At 60.5% G+C, this 16,633-nt stretch carries 21 protein-coding genes; 3 read left to right on the top strand and 18 right to left on the bottom strand.

Features of this window, described 5'->3' with window-relative positions; all coding sequences use genetic code 11:
- Positions 1–8: 8 nt before the first annotated feature.
- From rpmD to C8D04_RS16610, 16 genes are all read right to left on the bottom strand, one after another.
- Positions 9–191 carry a 50S ribosomal protein L30 gene (gene rpmD, locus C8D04_RS16685; RefSeq protein ID WP_116005834.1) on the bottom strand — a complete coding sequence of 61 codons (183 nt, stop codon included), beginning with the start codon at positions 189–191 and terminating at the stop codon, positions 9–11.
- 14 nt (positions 192–205) lie between these two features.
- Positions 206–724 (bottom strand): 30S ribosomal protein S5, encoded by a 519-nt coding sequence (gene rpsE, locus C8D04_RS16680; protein ID WP_116005833.1) that lies wholly within the window; start codon positions 722–724, stop codon positions 206–208.
- Between the two features lie 17 nt (positions 725–741).
- The gene (gene rplR, locus C8D04_RS16675; protein WP_116005832.1) at positions 742–1,107 is read right to left on the bottom strand and encodes a 50S ribosomal protein L18; all 366 of its coding nucleotides are present in this window, start codon (positions 1,105–1,107) and stop codon (positions 742–744) included.
- Positions 1,108–1,118: 11 nt separating this feature from the next.
- A complete protein-coding gene (rplF, locus tag C8D04_RS16670) occupies positions 1,119–1,652 on the bottom strand; it encodes a 50S ribosomal protein L6 (RefSeq protein ID WP_116005831.1) in 534 nt (177 codons plus the stop codon).
- A 24-nt stretch (positions 1,653–1,676) separates the two neighbouring features.
- Entirely contained in the window at positions 1,677–2,072 is a 396-nt protein-coding gene (gene rpsH / locus C8D04_RS16665) for a 30S ribosomal protein S8 (RefSeq protein WP_116005830.1), read from the bottom strand.
- 20 nt (positions 2,073–2,092) lie between these two features.
- Positions 2,093–2,398, bottom strand: coding sequence for a 30S ribosomal protein S14 (gene rpsN / locus C8D04_RS16660; protein ID WP_116005829.1), 306 nt, complete (start codon positions 2,396–2,398; stop codon positions 2,093–2,095).
- Positions 2,399–2,406: 8 nt separating this feature from the next.
- Positions 2,407–2,946, bottom strand: coding sequence for a 50S ribosomal protein L5 (gene rplE / locus C8D04_RS16655; RefSeq protein WP_116005828.1), 540 nt, complete (start codon positions 2,944–2,946; stop codon positions 2,407–2,409).
- Positions 2,947–2,956: 10 nt separating this feature from the next.
- Positions 2,957–3,277, bottom strand: coding sequence for a 50S ribosomal protein L24 (rplX, locus tag C8D04_RS16650; protein WP_116005827.1), 321 nt, complete (start codon positions 3,275–3,277; stop codon positions 2,957–2,959).
- A gap of 10 nt (positions 3,278–3,287) precedes the next feature.
- Positions 3,288–3,656, bottom strand: coding sequence for a 50S ribosomal protein L14 (gene rplN, locus C8D04_RS16645; RefSeq protein ID WP_116005826.1), 369 nt, complete (start codon positions 3,654–3,656; stop codon positions 3,288–3,290).
- A 204-nt stretch (positions 3,657–3,860) separates the two neighbouring features.
- Positions 3,861–5,453 carry a glycerol-3-phosphate dehydrogenase/oxidase gene (locus C8D04_RS16640; protein WP_116005825.1) on the bottom strand — a complete coding sequence of 531 codons (1,593 nt, stop codon included), beginning with the start codon at positions 5,451–5,453 and terminating at the stop codon, positions 3,861–3,863.
- 124 nt (positions 5,454–5,577) lie between these two features.
- A complete protein-coding gene (locus C8D04_RS16635) occupies positions 5,578–7,311 on the bottom strand; it encodes an ABC transporter substrate-binding protein (protein WP_116005824.1) in 1,734 nt (577 codons plus the stop codon).
- 108 nt (positions 7,312–7,419) lie between these two features.
- Positions 7,420–7,728 (bottom strand): DUF2160 domain-containing protein, encoded by a 309-nt coding sequence (locus tag C8D04_RS16630; protein ID WP_116005823.1) that lies wholly within the window; start codon positions 7,726–7,728, stop codon positions 7,420–7,422.
- A 58-nt stretch (positions 7,729–7,786) separates the two neighbouring features.
- Positions 7,787–8,599, bottom strand: coding sequence for a carbohydrate ABC transporter permease (locus C8D04_RS16625; RefSeq protein ID WP_116005822.1), 813 nt, complete (start codon positions 8,597–8,599; stop codon positions 7,787–7,789).
- On the bottom strand, positions 8,592–9,488 hold the full coding sequence (locus tag C8D04_RS16620; protein WP_116005821.1) for a sugar ABC transporter permease: 897 nt from the start codon (positions 9,486–9,488) through the stop codon (positions 8,592–8,594). Before C8D04_RS16620 ends, C8D04_RS16625 begins: the two co-directional genes overlap by 8 nt.
- Positions 9,485–10,561, bottom strand: coding sequence for an ABC transporter ATP-binding protein (locus tag C8D04_RS16615; protein ID WP_116005820.1), 1,077 nt, complete (start codon positions 10,559–10,561; stop codon positions 9,485–9,487). Before C8D04_RS16615 ends, C8D04_RS16620 begins: the two co-directional genes overlap by 4 nt.
- A gap of 1 nt (position 10,562) precedes the next feature.
- Positions 10,563–11,642 carry an ABC transporter ATP-binding protein gene (locus tag C8D04_RS16610; protein WP_116005819.1) on the bottom strand — a complete coding sequence of 360 codons (1,080 nt, stop codon included), beginning with the start codon at positions 11,640–11,642 and terminating at the stop codon, positions 10,563–10,565.
- A 191-nt stretch (positions 11,643–11,833) separates the two neighbouring features.
- Between C8D04_RS16610 and C8D04_RS16605 the strand changes: the two genes are divergently transcribed.
- The 3 genes from C8D04_RS16605 (at position 11,834) to proC (ending at position 15,054) form a co-directional block, all read left to right on the top strand.
- Positions 11,834–12,601, top strand: a complete 768-nt coding sequence (locus tag C8D04_RS16605) for a DeoR/GlpR family DNA-binding transcription regulator (RefSeq protein ID WP_116006246.1) — start codon at positions 11,834–11,836, stop codon at positions 12,599–12,601.
- A 39-nt stretch (positions 12,602–12,640) separates the two neighbouring features.
- Positions 12,641–14,134 (top strand): glycerol kinase GlpK, encoded by a 1,494-nt coding sequence (glpK, locus tag C8D04_RS16600; RefSeq protein WP_116005818.1) that lies wholly within the window; start codon positions 12,641–12,643, stop codon positions 14,132–14,134.
- 74 nt (positions 14,135–14,208) lie between these two features.
- On the top strand, positions 14,209–15,054 hold the full coding sequence (proC, locus tag C8D04_RS16595) for a pyrroline-5-carboxylate reductase (protein ID WP_116005817.1): 846 nt from the start codon (positions 14,209–14,211) through the stop codon (positions 15,052–15,054).
- Positions 15,055–15,120: 66 nt separating this feature from the next.
- On the opposite strand, the gene ubiA is transcribed toward proC, so the two are convergent.
- Both ubiA and C8D04_RS16585 read right to left on the bottom strand, forming a co-directional pair.
- Positions 15,121–15,990, bottom strand: coding sequence for a 4-hydroxybenzoate octaprenyltransferase (gene ubiA, locus C8D04_RS16590; protein ID WP_116005816.1), 870 nt, complete (start codon positions 15,988–15,990; stop codon positions 15,121–15,123).
- Positions 15,991–16,106: 116 nt separating this feature from the next.
- Entirely contained in the window at positions 16,107–16,625 is a 519-nt protein-coding gene (locus C8D04_RS16585) for a Dps family protein (protein WP_116005815.1), read from the bottom strand.
- Between the last annotated feature and the right edge of the window lie 8 nt (positions 16,626–16,633).

Genomic DNA, 16,633 nt, shown 5'->3' with positions numbered 1-16,633 from the left:
TTTACCTCTCAGAGGACTTTGACCAGATAACTGATCTTGTTGATCATGCCGCGCACTGCAGGCGTATCCTGCAATTCGCTGACACTGTTCAGCTTGCGCAGCCCGAGGCCACGTACGGTTGCACGATGGGTGACCTTGGTCCCAATCGGGCTGCGTACCAGCTGAATCTTCACGGTTTGTTGTGTAGACATTGTCCAGGCTCCTGTCAGACGAAGAGGTCTTCGACCGTCTTGCCGCGCTTGGATGCCACTTCCGCCGGTGTGGTGGAATTGGTGAGCGCGTCAAATGTGGCACGGACCATGTTGTAGGGATTCGATGAACCATGGCTCTTGGCCACGATATCCGTCATTCCCATGACTTCGAACACGGCGCGCATTGGGCCGCCAGCAATAATGCCAGTCCCCTTGGGAGCCGGCGCCATCATGACGTGGGCCGCACCGTGGTGACCCGTTACCTGATGGTGAATTGTGCCGTTCTTCAGCGACACCTTCACCATATTGCGGCGAGCCTCTTCCATTGCCTTCTGCACTGCAGCTGGCACTTCCTTGGATTTTCCTTTGCCCATGCCCACGCGGCCATCGCCATCACCAACAACGGTCAGGGCAGCAAAACCGAGAATACGACCGCCCTTCACGACTTTGGTGACGCGGTTGACCGCAATCATCTTTTCGCGCATGCCGTCGTCGCGGCCTTCGTCTTGCACTCGGGGTTGAAATTTAGCCATTTTGTATTCCGTTCCGCTTAGAACTGCAGACCCGCTTCACGTGCGGCGTCGGCAAGAGCCTTGACGCGGCCGTGATAGGCAAAACCTGCACGATCAAATGCAACCTTCTCCACGCCTGCCTGCTTGGCTTTTTCGGCAATACGCTTGCCGATAACCTGTGCTGCCGCTGCGTTGCCACCCTTGCCAGATCCGCCCAGTGCTGCACGCACATCGGCTTCTGCGGTGGATGCGCTGGCCAGCACTTTGCTGCCATCGCCGGAAATCACGGCTGCATAGATATGGAGATTCGTACGGTTTACAGTCAGTCGCGCCACGCCTTGCTGTGCAATGCGGATGCGTGTCTGACGGGCCCGACGAAGACGCTGCTCTTTCTTGGTCAACATGTTGCAGCTCCTTATTTCTTCTTGGTCTCTTTGATCGTGATCTTTTCGTCCGCATAACGGATTCCCTTGCCCTTGTAAGGCTCGGGCGGACGAACCGCACGGATCTCTGCAGCAATCTGACCTACGCGCTGACGGTCCGCACCCTTGACAACCACTTCCGTGGGCGTTGGCGTTGCGACAGTGATGCCAGCAGGCATTTCAAAATTGACAGGGTGTGAATAACCCACGGCCAGATTCAGCTTGGAACCGGAGGCCGAAGCCTTGTAGCCCACGCCGACCAGGTTGAGTTTCTTTTCAAAACCCTTGCTGACACCCACGACCATGTTGTTAACCAACTGGCGAATGGTGCCGCTCATGGCATTGGCTTCACGCGAATCATTGGCTGGAACAAAGCTCAGCTTGCCCTCATTGCTGGACACTTTGACCAGCATGTTTTGCGCCAATGACAACGCGCCACCAGAGCCCTTGACAGAGATCTGGTCATCTTTAACTGACACATCCACGCCAGCGGGGATGGTCACAGGCATTTTTCCTACTCGAGACATTTCAGTTTCTCCTCAATGCCGCGCTTAGGCCACATAGCAGAGCACTTCACCACCGACTCCGGTAGCGCGCGCTTTGCGATCGGTCATGACACCCTTGGGGGTGGTGACAATTGCCACACCCAGGCCGTTCATGACTTGTGGAATGGAATCACGACCCTTGTACACACGCAAGCCAGGGCGGCTCACGCGCTCGATACGCTCGATAACCGGGCGTCCAGCGTGGTACTTCAGGGCTATTTCAATTTCAGACTTGCCACCGTCGGTTTTGACCTGGAATCCGTCAATGTACCCTTCGTCCTTCAGCACCTGAACGATAGCGGTCTTCACCTTGGAAGACGGCACCATCACGGTAGCCTTGGAAACCATTTGGGCATTGCGGATGCGGGTCAGCAAGTCAGCGATAGGATCACTCATGCTCATGTTGTATCTCTCCTGCCTGCTTACCAGCTGGCCTTGGTGACACCCGGGATGTCGCCAGCGAAGGCCAGCTCGCGAATCTTGGCGCGGGCCAGACCGAACTGACGGAAGGTACCACGGGGACGACCCGTGATTGCACAGCGGTTGCGCTGGCGCGTGGGGTTGGCGTTGCGCGGCAGCTTCTGCAGACCCAAACGGGCTGCTTCACGCTCTTCATCACTGCGCTTGACGTCGGTTGCGACAGCCTTGAGTTCAGCATACTTTGCTGCATATTTGGCTGCCAGTTTTTCGCGCTTGAGTTCGCGCTGGATCAATGCTACTTTAGCCATACGCCGCCTCAGTTCTTGAACGGAAAACGGAAACCCGTGAGCAGTGCCTTGCACTCTTCATCGGTTGTTGCCGTCGTGGTGATGCTGATATTCAGGCCACGCAGCGCGTCAACCTTGTCGTACTCGATTTCAGGAAAAATGATCTGCTCCTTGACGCCGATGTTGTAGTTGCCACGGCCATCAAAAGAGCGACCGGAGATACCCCGGAAGTCCCGTACACGCGGCAGAGCCACAGTAACAAAGCGATCGAGAAACTCGTACATCTGAACGCCACGCAGCGTCACCATGCAGCCAATGGCCTGCTCTTCGCGAATCTTGAAACCCGCAATAGCCTTCTTGGCCTTGGTGACCACAGGCTTTTGCCCTGCAATCTTGGACAGATCGGAGACAGCGTGATCCATGACCTTCTTGTCGGCCACAGCCTCACTCACACCCATGTTGAGGGTGATTTTGCTAAGACGCGGAACCTGCATGGGCGACGTGTACCCAAACTGCTTCATGAGTTCAGGTGCGACTTTTTCGCGGTAGTGTTGTTGGAGTCGTGCCATTTTTTACCCCTTAGGCCGTCTTGATTTCAGCGCCGCTGGATTTGTATGTGCGGACACGCGAGCCGTCCGCCTGCACCTTGATGCCGACACGGTCAGCCTTGCCCGTCGCAGCGTTGTAGATCGCCACATTGGACTGGTGAATCGGCATGGCCTTCTCGACGATGCCGCCCGTCGTACCCTTCATGGGGTTCGGCTTGACGTGCTTCTTCACGAGGTTGATGCCCTCGATGACCAGATACGAGTCATCTTTGCGCAGCGACACCGTGCCGCGCTTGCCCTTGTCGCGCCCTGTGAGCACGACGATTTCGTCGCCCTTGCGAATCTTGTTCATCGCACTGTCCTTAGAGAACTTCAGGAGCCAGGGACACGATCTTCATGAACTTTTCGTTGCGCAGTTCGCGCGTCACGGGTCCGAAGATGCGGGTGCCAATGGGCTCCAGCTTTGCATTGAGCAACACCGCAGCATTGCCATCGAATTTCACAAGCGAGCCATCGCCACGGCGAATACCCTTGGCGGTACGAACCACCACGGCACTGTAAATTTCGCCCTTCTTGACACGACCACGAGGCGCAGCTTCTTTGACGCTCACCTTGATGATGTCGCCCACGCTGGCATAGCGGCGCTTGGACCCACCCAGCACCTTGATGCACAGGACGGACTTCGCGCCGGTGTTGTCGGCAACGTCTAACCGAGTTTCTGTCTGGATCATTTCATTATTCCCAACTTGCACCAGAAGCCATGTACATCCCGAGATCCTCGAGAAACACCCAGCAGCCAGTCAGTCTTGGGCCCGTCGTCCACCTTGCAAACCATTTGCAAGGCTTTCCTGGGCAGAATTTCGCTGATTTCTTAGCGAAGCCTTGGAGTATTGCAAAAAATCGTAGGCTCGTCAAGCGCTTTTTGACGATCCTCGTTAGCGGGGTACACGAAGATACTGCTCCGCCAAGGAGACGAAGGCCGCTGGCTGCGGATCATGCCCTGTCTCCTGCTGCAAAATTTCTGCCACATCAGATGCCATTTCCGCGGCCCGTCGCGCATTCAGAAAGAGGACGCGCCACCTCCGCGCAAGAACATCTTCCACTGTGCGTGCATATTCATATCTTGCCGCAAATCGCACCATGGCTTCGTTGACACCCTCTCCCAGATCGCGCTCGGCTCCCGGGAGCTGGCGCACAAAGTCTGCTTCAGCGCCGTACGAATGCCAGCCCTGTGCATCGCACATGCGATGGTGCACAGGTGTGCTGGGCGACCCCACGAGCGGAAAGTGGGCAGTCACTCCAGCAGGCTTGTAGTCGAGCAAGCCATTTGAAAAACACTTCTGCAAGACATCTTCGGCCATGGCCCGGTAGGTCGTCCATTTGCCGCCAGTGACGGTGACCAACCCACTGCGGCTCGCCAGCACAGTGTGCTCCCGGCTCAGGCTCTTGGTATTGTTGCCGTCATCGTCCTGCGGCTTGACCAACGGGCGCAATCCCACCCAGATGCTCCGAATGTCATCAGGGGTGGGCGCCTTGCGCAGATACCGGGCTGACTCCCGGAGGATGAACTCCATCTCCTCCGGGAAGGGCTCCGGCTCACGCTCCAGATCGTGCCGCGGGCTGTCGGTGGTGCCCAGGATGACTTTACCCAGCCAGGGAACAGCAAAAAGCACCCGGCCATCTGCCGTCTTGGGCACCATCAGCGCGTGATCAGATGCAAGAAACTCCCGGTCCACCACCACATGCACACCCTGGCTGGGTGCCACGATTGGAAGGACGGGGCGGCCCGTGGCCTCGCCATCTTGCTGGCGCAGGGCGTCCACCCAGACGCCTGTTGCATTGACAACACAGCGTGCGCGCAGAGTGTGGCGAGTTCCGGTCTCAGTGTTTTCACACACCACACCATTGACCCGCCCATTTTCATGCAGCAATTCGCGTGCGGCACAGTAATTCACCAGCAGAGCCCCTTGGCGAGCCGCCGTGCGAGCCAGCGCCAAGGCCAGACGTGCGTCGTCGAACTGGCCGTCCCAATATTTGACACCGCCTTTAAGTCCCTGCGCGCGCACGGTCGGCAGACACTGCAGCGTCTGCTTCGCACCCATAAACTCTGTAGAACCCAGCCCCGCCTTGCCCGCAAGAGCGTCGTACATCTTCAACCCTACGCCATAGAAAGGCGCTTCCCAACAGTGGTACGAGGGCATGACAAACGCCAGCGGCTGCGCCAGGTGTGGTGCGTTATTCAGCAAGGTGGTGCGCTCATGCAACGCTTCGCGCACCAGGGCAATATTCCCTTGCGCCAGATAGCGCACTCCGCCATGCACCAGCTTGGTGGCCCGCGATGATGTTCCCTTGGCAAAATCGTGCGACTCGAGCAGCGCCACGCTAAAACCACGCACCGCAGCATCCAGCGCCACACCCAAACCCGTGGCGCCTCCACCAATAACGACCAGATCGTAAATACGTGGCTCTCCAAGACGATCCAATAGTTCGGCGCGTGGAGTCAGCAAAGGGTTCTGGTATGTGGTCATGGTGGGATTGCATCCATGCGCATCGGTATCAATCGGTAATGCATTTAAAGCCCCCACTCCACAAAGGAGCGGGGGAGACAACCCCCGACTACACGGCCAAGGAATCGCCTGCGAGACGAGGTGCTCAGCGCACCTTGCCTTCCTTCCATGCCTGCAGCAGCTTGCCGTAGGCAATGGTTTCACCCTTGGGCTTTTCGTTGGCCAGGGCCTTCCAAGGGGCATGCTGGTCGCTCAACCATTTGGCCGGATCGCTCTTGGGATTGAGCTTTGGGGCGCACCGTTCCATGCCTGCGCGCTCCAGGCGGGCCATCACCTGATCCATCTCGTCCGCCAGGGTGTCCATGGCTTTTTGCGGGGTCTTTTCGCCCGTCACGGCCTGGGCCACGTTCTTCCACCACAACTGCGCCAGCTTGGGGTAATCAGGCACATTGGTGCCGGTAGGCGACCAGGCAACACGTGCTGGACTGCGGTAAAACTCGACCAAACCACCCAGCTTGGGCGCCAGATCCGTCATCGCCTTGGACTGGATATCGCTCTCGCGGATCGGCGTGAGACCGACAATGGTTTTCTTCAGCGACACCGTCTTGGCCGTAACGAACTGAGCGTACAACCAGGCGGCCGCCGTCTTGTCGGCGTCGTGTCCCTTGAAGAACGACCACGAGCCCACGTCCTGGTAGCCGTTTTGCATGCCGGGTTTCCAGTATGGACCGTTCGGGCCGGGTGCCATGCGCCATTTGGGCGTGCCATCCGCGTTAACCACGGGCAGGCCCGGCTTGACCATGTCGGCCGTGAAAGCGGTGTACCAGAAGATCTGCTGCGCGATCTGGCCCTGCGCCGGCACGGGGCCGGATTCGCCAAAGGTCATGCCCATGGCTTCCTTGGGCGCGTACTTCTTCATCCAGTCCACGTACTTGGTGAGCGCGTAGACGGCGGCCGGCGAGTTGGTGGCGCCGCCGCGCGCGACCGAAGCACCCACGGGCGTGCACTTGTCGTCGGCCACGCGGATACCCCACTCATCGATCGGCAGACCGTTGGGCGTGCCGATGTCGGCCGTGCCGGCCATCGACAGCCAGGCATCGGTGAAGCGCCAGCCCAGCGACGGATCCTTCTTGCCGTAGTCCATGTGGCCGTAAATGGGCTTGCCGTCAATCTGCTTCACGTCGTTGGTGAAGAACTCGGCGATGTCTTCGTAGGCGCTCCAATTGAGCGGCACGCCCAGATCGTAGCCATATTTGGCCTTGAACTTGTCCTTGATGTCCTTGCGGTCGAACAGGTCGGCGCGGAACCAGTACAGGTTGGCAAACTGCTGGTCGGGCAGCTGGTAAAGCTTGCCGTCGGGCGCGGTGGTGAACTTGGTGCCGATGAAATCCTTCAGATCCAGGCCCGGGTTGGTGAACTCTTTACCCGTGCCGGCCATGTAGTCGGTCAGGTTCATCATCTTGCCGTAGCGGTAATGCGTACCGATCAGGTCCGAGTCCGAGATCCAGCCGTCATAGATCGACTTGCCCGACTGCATGGAGGTCTGCAGCTTCTCGACCACATCGCCTTCCTGAATCAGGTCGTGCTTGACCTTGATACCGGTAATTTCCTCAAACGCCTTGGCCAGCGTCTTGGACTCGTATTCGTGTGTGGTCAAGGTCTCGGAAACCACCGAAATTTCCTTGACGCCCTTGCTTTGCAACTTCTTTGCGGCCTCAATGAACCACTTCAATTCGGTTGCTTGCTGGTCCTTGCTCAGCGTGGAGGGCTGAAATTCGCTGTCAATCCATTTCTTTGCCTCTGCCTCCCCGGCCCAGGCGGCCTGGCCCAGGGCCAGCGCGGCTGCGGCAAATGCGACTGCCTTCAGTTGAACCTTCATCACTTGTCTCCTCATTGGGCCTCCCCTTTTACAAATGAATCCCGGCCGCGGGGGAGGAACGGGCCGGATTTCTCGAAATCTCAAACGACGCGAAAGGGCTCCGCCTCGTCAGGCTTTGCGCATGACAAAGGCCAGCGCCGCCATCGACAACACCAAACTGATCCATACCGACGGTGCAGCCTCCAACGAAAACCACTGCACCATGTTTTCACCCAGACCCACCCAGGCCAGATTGATGAAAGCCGCGGTCAGCAATCCAATGAAGAGCCGGTCGCCGCGTGTGGTTTCAATGGGCAGGAACCCCTTGCGCAGCACCGTGGGAGATTTGATTTCCCACACGGTCATGCCAACCAGCATGAGCGCGATGCAGACAAAGAAAACAGCCACCGGCGTGGTCCAGGCCATCCACTCAAACATGGAAATCCCCCTTGTTCAATTGGGCACAACAGCGCTAAAGGCCTGTCCCATGAAAACGTTACACACGGCCCATCGCGAAACCCTTCGCGATGTAATGCCGCACAAACCAGATCACGATGGCGCCCGGAACGATGGTCAGGACACCCGCTGCTGCCAGCGTGGCCCAGTCCATACCCGATGCGCTGACCGTGCGCGTCATGGTGGCCACGATGGGTTTGGCATTCACGCTGGTCAGCGTGCGCGCCAACAACAGCTCCACCCAGCTGAACATGAAGCAGAAGAACGCCGCCACACCCACACCCGCCTTGATCAGCGGCAGGAAGATGGTGAGAAAGAAACGTGGAAACGAATAGCCGTCGATGTAGGCGGTTTCATCGATCTCGCGCGGGATGCCGCTCATGAACCCTTCCAGAATCCACACCGCCAAAGGCACGTTGAACAGCAGGTGCGCCAATGCCACCGCGATATGCGTATCCATGAGGCCCACCGTGGTGTAAAGCTGGAAGAACGGCAGCAGGAAAACCGCCGGCGGCGTCATGCGATTGGTCAGCAACCAGAAAAACACATGCTTGTCACCCAGGAACTGGTAGCGTGAGAATGCGTAGGCCGCAGGCAAGGCCACAGTGAGCGAAATCACCATGTTGATGGCCACATAGATCAGACTATTGATGTAGCCCGAATACCACGAGGGATCCGTAAAGATGGTTTTGTAGTTCGCCCAGGTGAAGTGCTGGGGCCAAAACGAGAAATGCGACAGGATTTCCTCGTTCGTTTTGAAACTCATGTTGATCATCCAGTAGATGGGCAACACAGCAAAAATCAGGTACGCGATCAGGAACAGCGTGCGCTTCTGGAAACGTTTTTCATTCATGGCCAGCCCCTTGTGCGTCGGCGGTTCCCATGCGCTGCATCCAGTTGTAGAGGATGAAACACATCAGCAGGATGATGAGGAAGTAGATCAGCGAGAAGGCTGCCGCCGGCCCCAGATCAAACTGGCCGACCGCCTTCTGCGTGAGGTACTGCGACAGGAAGGTCGTGGCATTGCCCGGTCCGCCGCCGGTCAGAACAAACGGCTCGGTGTAGATCATGAAACTGTCCATGAAACGCAGCAGCACCGCGATCATCAACACGCCCCGCATCTTGGGCAGCTGGATGTAGCGGAACACCGCCAGCTTGCTGGCCCCATCGATCCGGGCGGCCTGGTAGTACGCATCGGGAATGCTGCGCAGCCCGGCAAAACACAGCAGCGCAACCAGCGGCGTCCAGTGCCATACATCCATCACCAGCACCGTGAGCCAGGCATGCGTGGCATTGCCCGTGTAGCTGTAATCGATGCCGATCTTTTGCAGCGTATATCCCAGCAGGCCGATGTCGGCACGCCCATAGATCTGCCAGATCGTGCCCACCACGTTCCACGGAATCAGCAGCGACAGCGCCACCACCACCAGCACGGCAGAAGACTTCCATCCCTGCGCAGGCATGGACAACGCCAGCAAAATACCCAGCGGAATCTCCACCAACAGCACCGCCAGCGAAAAGGTAATTTGCCGCCACAGTGCAGAGTGCAATTCCTCATCGCGCATTACCGAGGCAAACCACTCCACCCCGACGAACACCCGGCGCTCGGGCGAGATGATGTCCTGCACCGAGTAGTTCACCACCGTCATTAAAGGAATGATGGCCGAGAAGGCCACACATAGCAGCACCGGAAGAATCAGAAACCAGGCTTTTTGGTTCACCGGTTTGGTGGTTCCGCTCATGGCAACAACTCCTCGTTTTGGTAGAAGCAAGTGTGTTCACCCAGCACCTGCAGCCAGACCTGATCGCCGGCAGAGGGCAAGCGCTGTTCCGTGTTGAAACGCGCCTTGACTTGGTGCGCACCTGCCTGTGCGGTCAGCATGAAATAGGTGCCGATATCCTGCACACGCGACACGGTGCACGGCAAGGCGCCGACCTGGCCCGACTGCGCCAGTGACAGATATTCAGGCCGTATGCCCACCTGCAGCGCACCCGCAGGCAGCACGCGCGGCGTTGGCAGCTCCAGGGCATGGCCAGCCACCTGCAAGCGCCCTGTGTCGAATTGCGCGGGCAGAAAATTCATCCCCGGCGAGCCAATGAAATGCCCGACAAACACATGCTGTGGCCGCTCGAACAATGCATCAGCCGAGCCCACCTGTACGGCACGGCCGCGCGTCATCACCACCACCTGGTCGGCAAAGGTCAGCGCCTCGACCTGGTCGTGGGTCACATAGATCAACGTGAGCTTGAGCTCATGGTGGATCTGCTTGAGTTTGCGCCGCAATTGCCACTTGAGGTGCGGGTCAATCACCGTGAGTGGCTCATCGAACAGCACAGCGGCCACATCCGAGCGCACCAGCCCCCGGCCCAGCGAGATCTTCTGCTTGGCATCGGCCGACAGGCCCGCCGCACGCTGGTCCAGCTGTCCGCTCATCTCCAGCATCTCGGCAATGACTCCGACGCGCTGGCGAATCTGGTCTTGCGGCACCTTGCGGTTGCGCAGAGGGAAGGCCAGGTTCTCGGCCACCGTCATGGTGTCGTAGATCACCGGGAACTGGAACACTTGGGCAATGTTGCGGTGCTGAGGACTCTTGTGCGTCACGTCGCTGCCATCGAACAGTACCTTGCCATGCGAAGGCACCAGCAGGCCCGACATGATGTTGAGCATGGTCGTCTTGCCGCAGCCCGACGGACCCAGCAGCGCGTAAGCGCCACCGTCTTCGAACTCCATCTTGAGCGGCAGCAGCGCGTAGTCGCTGTCCTGATGGGGGTTGGGTTTGTACGAATGCGCCAGATCAAGCGTGATATGCGCCATGTCAAATCCCCCCCGTGCGCTGCGGCGCCAGCAGCAGGCCGCCATCGCCGCCAAACACATAGACCTGCGCAGGGCTGAAGTACAGCGTGACCGAGGCCCCGAGATCAAAGTAATGCACCCCCGTGATCTGGGCGACCAGGTCGCCCAGCGGTGTCGTCGCGTGCACATAGGTATCGGAGCCGGAAATCTCGGCCAGCTCCACCGTACCCTGCACTGCCACATCGCCAGGGCGCGCCTGCACGCGCAGCGCACTGGCACGCACCCCAACGGTCAGATTTGCGCTGGCAGGCGCTGCCAGGGGCTTGCGCGGCACCAGCTCCACACCGCCTTGCAGTCGCAGGCCGTTCGCTGCCGACCCAGCCGCCACCAGGTTGATGGGGGGGTCGCTGAAGGCGCGCGCCACGCGCAGCGAGCAGGGCTCGTGGAACACATCGGCCGTGGGGCCGTATTGCAGCAGTCGCCCTTCGTCGAGCACGGCCGTATAGCCGCCCAGCAAAAGGGCCTCCGCCGGTTCGGTCGTCGCATACACCACGGTAGACTGCCCTGCGGCAAACAGTTGCGTGAGTTCTTCACGCAATTCTTCGCGCAGCTTGTAGTCCAGGTTCACCAGGGGTTCATCGAGCAGCATGAGCGGCGCGCCCTTGGCCAGCGCGCGGGCCAAGGCCACGCGCTGCTGCTGTCCGCCTGAAAGCTCGGCGGGCAGGCGGTCCAGAAACATTTCTATGTGCAGGCGCTCGGCCAGTTCGCGTACGCGCGCCTGCAGGTTCTTTTCACCGCGCAGCTTGAGCGGCGACGCGATGTTGTCCGCCACAGTAAGCGAGGGGTAGTTGATGAACTGCTGGTAGACCATGGCCACATTGCGCTGGCGCACCGGCATGCCCGTCACATCCTTCCCATCCACCCGCACCCGCCCGCTGCTGGGCGCATCCAACCCGGCCATGATGCGCATCAGACTGGTTTTGCCCGCCTGCGTAGCCCCCAACAACACCGTCACGGCGTTGCTGTGCAGGGCCAGATCCATGTCGTACAGCCAGGTTTGCGCGCCCACTTTTTTGCTGATGCGCTCCAGAACCAGCTCCATTGCTTGACCTTTCCTGCGGCACGCCGCTCCCAGCTTTTCAGCGTGTTAGGAGGATTGCCGCAGCATGTTGATTTTCGTATTTTTTCATTTTTGTTCTTTTTTGTTCGAAATGTATCAAGGTTAACCCTTAATTGGTTCCTTTTTTTTCGATTTACAGTAACAACACCCGCCACCTTTCCCCAAAAATCTGCGTGAACACCAATCCCAGACAACTGCTTCTGCTCGAAGAAGTGCGCGCCCGCCAGTCGGCCACGGTGGAAGAACTCGCCGAAACTCTGGGAGTGACCCTGCAGACGGTGCGGCGCGATGTGCAGCGTCTTTCCGAGCACGGGCTGCTCACCCGGTTCCATGGGGGCGTGCGCATGCCGGGTTCCACGGTAGAGAACATTGCCCACACCCAGCGCGAAACGCTCAATTCCGAGGGCAAGGCGCGCATTGCCAAGGCGGTGGCGCAACGGGTGCCCAACAACTGCTCGCTGATCCTCAATATCGGAACCACCACCGAAGCCATTGCCAAGGCGCTGCTCAAGCACCAGGGCCTGCGCGTCATTACCAATAACCTCAACGTCGCGGCTATCCTGTGCAGCAACCCCGATTGCGAGGTCATCGTGACCGGGGGCGTGGTGCGCTCGCGCGACCGGGGCATCGTGGGCGAAGCCGCCGTGGACTTCATTCGCCAGTTTCGGGTGGATATCGCCATCATTGGTATCTCGGGCATCGAGGACGACGGCTCGCTGCGCGACTTCGATTACCGCGAGGTGAAAGTGGCACAAACCATCGTGGAACACGCCCGCGAGGTCTGGCTGGCCGCCGACCACAGCAAGTTCAACCGCCCTGCCATGGTGCAGCTGGCCACCCTGGACCAAATCGACCGCCTGTTTACCGACGAGCAGCCGCCTGCGCCCTTCCCCGCTCTGCTGGAAAACGCCGATGTGGAACTGGTGCTTGCCGCACCCTGATCCCACGGCTCCTCCAGCGCGCCCTTTCACTGACACACCATGACCTACCTGCTCGCCCTCGACCAAGGCACCTCCAGTTCACGCAGCATCGTGTTCGATGAACGCGGCCACATCGTGGCCCAGGCGCAACTCGAACTTCCTCAGATCTACCCCCGCCCCGGCTGGGTGGAGCACGATCCGATGGAGATCTGGCGCACCCAGCTCGCCACGGCGCGCACCGCCCTGCAGCAGGCAGGCATCACCGCCCGCGACATCCGGGCGGTAGGCATCACCAACCAGCGCGAAACCACCGTGCTGTGGAACCGCAAGACCGGGCGGCCCGTGCACCACGCCATCGTCTGGCAGGACCGGCGCGCAGAACCCGCCTGTGCGCAGTTGCGCGAACAGGGCAAGGCGGACACCATCCAGTCCAAGACCGGACTGTTGATCGACGCTTATTTTTCAGGCACCAAACTGCAGTGGCTGCTGGACAACGTGCCCGGCGCACGCGAGGCGGCCGAGCGCGGCGAGCTGGCTTTTGGCACCGTCGATAGCTGGCTGATCTGGCAGCTGACCCACGGCCAGGTGCACGTGACGGATGTGAGCAACGCCTCGCGCACCATGCTGCTCAATGTGCACACCAACCAGTGGGACGACGAACTGCTGGCGCTGCTGCGCATTCCCAAGGCACTGATGCCCGCGGTGCTGCCGTCCAGCGCCCACTTTGGCGACACCGCAGCGGACCTGCTGGGCCACACCATTCGCATCGGCGGAGTGGCAGGTGACCAGCAAAGTGCGCTGTTCGGCCAGGCCTGCTTCACCGCAGGCATGGCAAAAAATACCTACGGTACCGGTTGCTTCATGCTGATGCACACAGGTTCCACGTTCCAGACCAGCCAAAACGGCCTGCTCACCACCAGCGCCGCCCAGCCTGGGACACAACCCGAATTTGCGCTGGAGGGCAGCGTCTTCGTCGGCGGCGCCGTGGTGCAGTGGCTGCGCGACGGCCTGCGTGCCATCTCCAGCAGCAGCGAGGTGGAGCCCCTGGCGCTCTCCGTGCCCGACTCGGGTGGCGTGATGATGGTGCCCGCCTTCACCGGCCTGGGCGCACCGTACTGGCAACCCGACGCACGCGGCACCATCACCGGCCTGACACGCGGCACCACCCTTGCCCACATCGCCCGCGCGGCACTGGAAAGCATTGCCTACCAAAGCGCCGCCCTGCTGCTGGCCATGAGCCGCGACGCCGTGGCTGCCGGTGGCGCACCGGTGAGCGAGTTGCGCGTAGATGGCGGCGCCTGCATCAACGACCTGCTGATGCAGTTCCAGGCGGATTTGCTGGGCATTCCGGTGGTACGGCCCGCTGTGATCGAAACCACCGCGCTGGGTGCCGCCTACCTGGCCGGGTTATCAAGCGGGGTGTATGGCAGCACCGCAGAACTCGCGCAGCTGTGGCGCGCCGAGCGCCGCTTTGTCCCCACGCTGGGCGCCGCGCGCGCACAAGAGCTGATGGCCCATTGGGAACATGCCGTGCGCCAGACCACGCTGGCCTGAGGTGCGCCCATGGGTGGCGCATGCCACCGATGCCGCTACCATGGCGGGCTCCACAGCAGCACCTGCACCGCACCATGAGCCAGACTTCCGCCTCCGCAGCCTCCATCCCCCTGCCCATGATCGCCTTCATCGGTGGCGGCAACATGGCCAGCGCCATCATTGGTGGGCTGATCCGCCAGGGCCACCCCGCCCACCAGATCGAGGTGGTTGAACCGTGGGAGGAAGCCCGGGTGGCATTGCAAAAAAACTTCGACATCCAGGCGCAGGCAACGGCCGGCCCCGCGCTGGCGCGCGCGGGCATCGTGGTCTGGGCTGTCAAGCCACAAACCTTCAAGGACGCCGCCGCGCAGGCGCGCGAGCACACCCAGCATGCCCTGCACCTGAGCGTGGCTGCCGGCATCCGCTCTGACAGCATTGCCCGCTGGCTGGGCAGCGACTGCATCGTACGCACCATGCCCAATACCCCCGCGCTGGTGGGCAAGGGCATGAGTGCGCTGTATGCCCGCACTGGCGTCAGCGCAGCACAGCGCCAGCAGGTCGAGACCATCATGGCAACCACGGGCGAATTCCTGTGGGTAAACGATGAGCAGCAGCTCGACGCCGTCACTGCTCTGTCCGGCTCCGGCCCAGCCTATGTTTTTTACTTTCTGGAGGCCATGGCCCGCGCAGGCACGGCCATGGGCCTGACACCCGCCCAGGCCCACCAGTTGGCGGTCGGCACCTTTGTAGGCGCCTCGGAGCTGGCCCGGCAATCGGACGAGTCGCCTCAAGTCCTGCGCCAGCGCGTCACCTCCAAGGGCGGCACCACCTATGCGGCGCTGCAGTCGATGGAACAGGACGGCGTGGGGGAGGCCTTTGTGCGCGCCATGCAGGCAGCGCAGCAACGCGCCCACGAGCTGGGCAATGAGTTTGGCGCTTAAACTTTAGGTAAATTTAGCCTCTAACGCCCTATTTTAAAGCGCTGACAGCTATATATTTAATAGCATTTAACGCAATGCGTAGCTGCCAGCAATGCCCACAAAGAAGGTGAATCCGATCCAGTGGTTCTCGCGGAAGGCCTTGAAACAGCCTTCGCGCGTACGCCCCCGAATCAGGGTCCAGTGCCAGGCTACCTGCGCCAGCACCACGGCAATAGCAACATAAAACAGAGCACCCAGCGCAAACGGTGCAAGGGCCAGAGCCCAAATAAGCACAAAACCCAGGTAGAACGCCACAATGGCAGCCACATCAAAGCGTCCCAGCGTGATGGCCGAGGTTTGCATGCCCAGCTTCAAGTCATCATCGCGGTCCACCATGGCGTATTCGGTATCGTAGGCCAGCACCCACAACAGGTTACCCAGCACCAGCCACAGCGCCAGCCAGGACACCTGGCCCTGCACGGCGGTAAAGGCCATGGGGATGCCCATGCTGAAAGCCACGCCCAACACGGCCTGGGGCATGGAAAAAAACCGCTTGGTGAACGGGTAAAGAATGGTCACCCCCAGGGCGGGCAGCGACCAGACCACCGTCGGCGCATTGGTGGTCAGCACCAGCGCAAACGCCACCAGTGCCAGTACAGCTCCCACGCCCAGAGCCTCGCGCACCGACACGGCGCCGCTGGTGATGGGGCGCTGCGCCGTGCGCTTGACATGCCGGTCAAAATCCCGGTCGGCCACGTCGTTCACGCAGCAACCGGCACTGCGCATCAGGATGGTCCCCAGCGTAAACACCGCCACCAGGTGCCAGCCCGGAAAGCCGCCAGCGGCCAGCCACAGCGCACTGAGTGTGGGCCACAGCAACAGCAGCCACCCTGCGGGGCGGCTCCAGCGGATGAGATCAAGGTACAGGGACAGGCGGCTGCGCGGCGAGGGAGACATACAGACGAAAAAAGACTGGGGCTCATCCGGCCTACTGGCACGCAGGCCGAACCGATGCCGCCGCAGTGTAGTGCAGTGCCCGGCCGGCCACGCGCAGGCCGCCAGGCGCAACAGATTTACTCTTCCAACAAGGAGCGCAGCATCCAGGCCGTCTGTTCATGCACGGTCAGGCGCTGGGTCAGCAAGTCGGCCGTGGGTTCATCGCTGGCACGTTGCACCGCAGGGTAGATGCTGCGTGCCGTGCGCGCCACGGCTTCATGGCCTTCGACCAGCACGCGCACCATGTCCAGGGCCTTGGGTGGCTTGCTGGGCGCATCGGGCACGCTGGCGAGTTTGCCGAACTCGGCATACGAACCCGGCGCTACATGGCCCAACGAACGGATGCGCTCGGCAATCGGATCCACGGCGTTCCACAGTTCGGTGTACTGGCCCATGAACATCAGGTGCAGCGTATTGAACATCGGCCCCGTCACGTTCCAATGGAAGTTATGCGTAGTGAGGTAGAGCGTGTAGGTGTCCGCCAGCAAATGCGAGAGGCCGCTGGCGATGGCAGCACGGTCCTTGTCGCTGATGCCAATATGGATGGCAGGAACCTTGGATTTGGGAGCTTTGGTAGTGTTGGCGGCTTTGGCCATAGTCATCT

It is taken from the genome of Simplicispira sp. 125 (assembly GCF_003096555.1).
In the GTDB taxonomy this organism is placed as follows: Bacteria; Pseudomonadota; Gammaproteobacteria; order Burkholderiales; family Burkholderiaceae_C; genus Simplicispira.
The sequence above is the reverse complement of the archived record's forward strand: the minus strand, read 5'-3'. Positions and strand labels throughout refer to the sequence as shown.

Bases quoted from the DNA above. Each gene is read 5' to 3' on its own strand.
- rpmD (WP_116005834.1), bottom strand. From the start codon at position 191: ATGTCTACACAACAAACCGTGAAGATTCAGCTGGTACGCAGCCCGATT.
- rpsE (WP_116005833.1), bottom strand. From the start codon at position 724: ATGGCTAAATTTCAACCCCGAGTGCAAGACGAAGGCCGCGACGACGGC.
- rplR (WP_116005832.1), bottom strand. From the start codon at position 1,107: ATGTTGACCAAGAAAGAGCAGCGTCTTCGTCGGGCCCGTCAGACACGC.
- rplF (WP_116005831.1), bottom strand. From the start codon at position 1,652: ATGTCTCGAGTAGGAAAAATGCCTGTGACCATCCCCGCTGGCGTGGAT.
- rpsH (WP_116005830.1), bottom strand. From the start codon at position 2,072: ATGAGCATGAGTGATCCTATCGCTGACTTGCTGACCCGCATCCGCAAT.
- rpsN (WP_116005829.1), bottom strand. From the start codon at position 2,398: ATGGCTAAAGTAGCATTGATCCAGCGCGAACTCAAGCGCGAAAAACTG.
- rplE (WP_116005828.1), bottom strand. From the start codon at position 2,946: ATGGCACGACTCCAACAACACTACCGCGAAAAAGTCGCACCTGAACTC.
- rplX (WP_116005827.1), bottom strand. From the start codon at position 3,277: ATGAACAAGATTCGCAAGGGCGACGAAATCGTCGTGCTCACAGGGCGC.
- rplN (WP_116005826.1), bottom strand. From the start codon at position 3,656: ATGATCCAGACAGAAACTCGGTTAGACGTTGCCGACAACACCGGCGCG.
- C8D04_RS16640 (WP_116005825.1), bottom strand. From the start codon at position 5,453: ATGACCACATACCAGAACCCTTTGCTGACTCCACGCGCCGAACTATTG.
- C8D04_RS16635 (WP_116005824.1), bottom strand. From the start codon at position 7,311: ATGAAGGTTCAACTGAAGGCAGTCGCATTTGCCGCAGCCGCGCTGGCC.
- C8D04_RS16630 (WP_116005823.1), bottom strand. From the start codon at position 7,728: ATGTTTGAGTGGATGGCCTGGACCACGCCGGTGGCTGTTTTCTTTGTC.
- C8D04_RS16625 (WP_116005822.1), bottom strand. From the start codon at position 8,599: ATGAATGAAAAACGTTTCCAGAAGCGCACGCTGTTCCTGATCGCGTAC.
- C8D04_RS16620 (WP_116005821.1), bottom strand. From the start codon at position 9,488: ATGAGCGGAACCACCAAACCGGTGAACCAAAAAGCCTGGTTTCTGATT.
- C8D04_RS16615 (WP_116005820.1), bottom strand. From the start codon at position 10,561: ATGGCGCATATCACGCTTGATCTGGCGCATTCGTACAAACCCAACCCC.
- C8D04_RS16610 (WP_116005819.1), bottom strand. From the start codon at position 11,642: ATGGAGCTGGTTCTGGAGCGCATCAGCAAAAAAGTGGGCGCGCAAACC.
- glpK (WP_116005818.1), top strand. From the start codon at position 12,641: ATGACCTACCTGCTCGCCCTCGACCAAGGCACCTCCAGTTCACGCAGC.
- proC (WP_116005817.1), top strand. From the start codon at position 14,209: ATGAGCCAGACTTCCGCCTCCGCAGCCTCCATCCCCCTGCCCATGATC.
- ubiA (WP_116005816.1), bottom strand. From the start codon at position 15,990: ATGTCTCCCTCGCCGCGCAGCCGCCTGTCCCTGTACCTTGATCTCATC.
- C8D04_RS16585 (WP_116005815.1), bottom strand. From the start codon at position 16,625: ATGGCCAAAGCCGCCAACACTACCAAAGCTCCCAAATCCAAGGTTCCT.